Here is a 2,452-nt window from a genome sequence, read left to right as displayed (position 1 = left end):
GTAAGCGCCCGGGCATCACCCTCTTTCAGTGATCAGTCTGCCGGCTTCCAGTGCTGCGGCAAGAGTTCGTGGATCTGGCTGGCCTTCTGGGTCGGCAGCCGAGCCAGCACGTCTTTCAGGTAGGCATGCGGTTCATGGCCATTCAGCTTGGCAGTCTGGATCAGGCTCATGATGGTGGCGGCGCGCTGGCCGCTGCGCAGTGAGCCGGCAAATAGCCAGTTCGAACGGCCCAGCGCCCAGGGGCGGATCAGGTTCTCCACCCGGTTGTTGTCGATCGGCAGTCTGCCGTCATCGAGATAGCGCGTCAGCGCCGTCCAGCGTTTTAGGCTGTAATCCAGTGCCTTGGCCGTCGCCGAGCCGTTCGGCACCTTCTCGCGATGAGCCAGCATCCAGCGATGTAAGGCGTCGGCAATGGGCCTCGCTCGGGTGTCGCGTCGCCGCTGGCGTTCTTCACCACTCAGCGACTGGGCCTCGCGCTCCACCTGGTAGAGCTGGCCGATGAGCTCGATGGCCTGCTCGGCAATCTGGCTCTTGCCGGCCACATGCAGGTCGACGAACTTGCGTCGCGCATGAGCCATGCAGCCGATTTCGGTCACGCCGTTGGCAAAGCTCTGTTTGTAGCCGCCGTAGTCGTCGCAGATCAGCTTGCCTTTCCACTCATCGAGGAAGTCCCGGGCATGCTGGCCGCCGCGCCCGGGCGCGAAGTCGTAGATCACCGCCTTCAGCGCGGCGTAGGGCGTAGTGGCATAGGCCCAAAGGTAGGCCTTATGGGTCTTTTTCTTGCCCGGAGCCAGCATCGGTACCGGCGTTTCATCGGCATGCAGTATCGGTTCGGTGAGCAGGGTCTCGCGCAGGGCATCAACGAGTGGCTGCAGCCGCACCCCGCAGATGCCGATCCATTCCGCCAGAGTGGAGCGGGGTATCTCCACGCCGGCGCGGGCAAATATCTGTGATTGGCGGTAGAGCGGCTGATGGTCGGCGTACTTGGCGATCATCACCTGAGCCAGTAACCCCGAGGTGGGGATGCCCTTGTCGATCACATGGACCGGCATCGGTGCCTGAATCAGTGTCTCGCACGCATCGCAGACCCACTTGCCGCGGATATGCCGCTCGACGGTAAACACGCCCGGCGTGTAGTCGAGCTTCTCGCTGATTTCCTCGCCAATGCGGCGCCGCTGGCAGCCGCACGTGCAGTGCTCGCTGTCGGGCTCGTGTCGGATCTCGACACGCGGCAGGTCGTCGGGCAGGGGCTGGCGTTTGGGCTTTTGCTTGGTGGCGGGCACCGTCGCCGGGGTAGCGAGTGCTTCCAGCTCGGCCTCGATGGCGGCGATGTCGGCATCCACCACCTCGTCCAGGAGGCTGATCTGCAGGACGTTGAGCTGTTCGCTGCGCTTGCCGAAGGCGTGGCGCTTGAGCAGCGCCAGCTCAAAGGTCAGCTTCTGGTTGACCTGCTCGGTGTGGCGTAGCGTTTCCTGGCTTTGTGCCAGCGCCCGATCCTTTTCCTCCACCTGCGACATCAGCGTTGCCGCCAGGTGGCGGAGCTGATCGGGTGAGAGCTGGGACAGGTCGGGTGGCATGTTCATCCGGCGATTATGCCAGTCCACCGGCAGCAAGGGGATGCGCGGATCATCGAATGGCCAGGGTTCGCCTTCTGTGCCGACGAGGCTTACACCACCGAAATGGCCCCCGCCGGGCCGATGCGCTGCCAGGGCAGGCCCTGGACCAGTGCCGCCACTTGCTCCGACGACAGTTCCACCCGGTCGCCGTGCCAGTTACCGGCCCAGTGGAACTTGCCTTGATTGAGACGGCGCGCGCACAGCCAGACCCCCAGGCCATCGTGGATCAGCACCTTCATGCGGTTGCCGCGCCGGTTGGCGAACAGATAGGCACAGTGTGGGCGGGCGGTGCCGAACACCTTCACCACCCGGGCCAGCGCCGTGTCGGGGCCGGCGCGCATGTCCAACGGCTCGGTGGCCAGCCAGATCTCGTCGATACGGATCACGACAGCAGGTCCCGAAGCAGCGCCCGACAGCCCTGAGCATCGGACACTGGCCATTCGATGGTCACCGTGCCTTGGGGACTCGGCAGTGAAAGGCGAATACGCTCGGCTTCCCGATGCTGGCCCGCCGCTGGTGTGGCGGTTCTGGCCATCGGAACCGGGACAAATGCCGGGGTATCCTTCACCGGCGCCGACCGCCGAGCCTCACGGATCCACTTATGGACCAGATTGGCGTTCAGGGCATGCTCCAACGCGATGCCGGCCACTGAGGCACCGGGTTGTTGGCACGCTTCGACGATCCTGGCCTTGAACTCGGCTGTAAAGCGGCGGCGCTTTCGAGGCGCCTCCAGTACGCTTAACTCACTCATCGTAGGTGTCCACTAAGCAATAGGTGGACACCTACCGTCATCGAAGTCGGAGCTCAACGGAAGGTGTGTTCACCGGCCGGATACG

The 2,452-nt window shown here is 64.2% G+C and carries 3 protein-coding genes; all 3 read right to left on the bottom strand.

What is annotated here, in order from left to right; genetic code table 11:
- Positions 1 to 32: 32 nt before the first annotated feature.
- The 3 genes from RBB39_RS22670 to RBB39_RS22660 all read right to left on the bottom strand — a co-directional run bounded on the left by RBB39_RS22670 (position 33) and on the right by RBB39_RS22660 (position 2,367).
- On the bottom strand, positions 33 to 1,583 hold the full coding sequence (locus RBB39_RS22670; RefSeq protein WP_124805330.1) for an IS66 family transposase: 1,551 nt from the start codon (positions 1,581 to 1,583) through the stop codon (positions 33 to 35).
- 83 nt (positions 1,584 to 1,666) lie between these two features.
- Positions 1,667 to 2,002, bottom strand: a complete 336-nt coding sequence (gene tnpB, locus RBB39_RS22665; protein WP_185696498.1) for an IS66 family insertion sequence element accessory protein TnpB — start codon at positions 2,000 to 2,002, stop codon at positions 1,667 to 1,669.
- A complete protein-coding gene (locus RBB39_RS22660; RefSeq protein ID WP_124805332.1) occupies positions 1,999 to 2,367 on the bottom strand; it encodes a transposase in 369 nt (122 codons plus the stop codon). Before RBB39_RS22660 ends, tnpB begins: the two co-directional genes overlap by 4 nt.
- Positions 2,368 to 2,452: the final 85 nt, after the last annotated feature.

This window comes from Halomonas sp. MMSF_3323, from assembly GCF_030733595.1.
Classification (GTDB): Bacteria; Pseudomonadota; Gammaproteobacteria; order Pseudomonadales; family Halomonadaceae; genus Halomonas; species Halomonas litopenaei.
The sequence above is the reverse complement of the archived record's forward strand: the minus strand, read 5'-3'. Positions and strand labels throughout refer to the sequence as shown.

Coding starts and splice junctions, on each gene's coding strand:
- RBB39_RS22670 (WP_124805330.1), bottom strand. CDS start 1,583: ATGAACATGCCACCCGACCTGTCCCAGCTCTCACCCGATCAGCTCCGC.
- RBB39_RS22660 (WP_124805332.1), bottom strand. CDS start 2,367: ATGAGTGAGTTAAGCGTACTGGAGGCGCCTCGAAAGCGCCGCCGCTTT.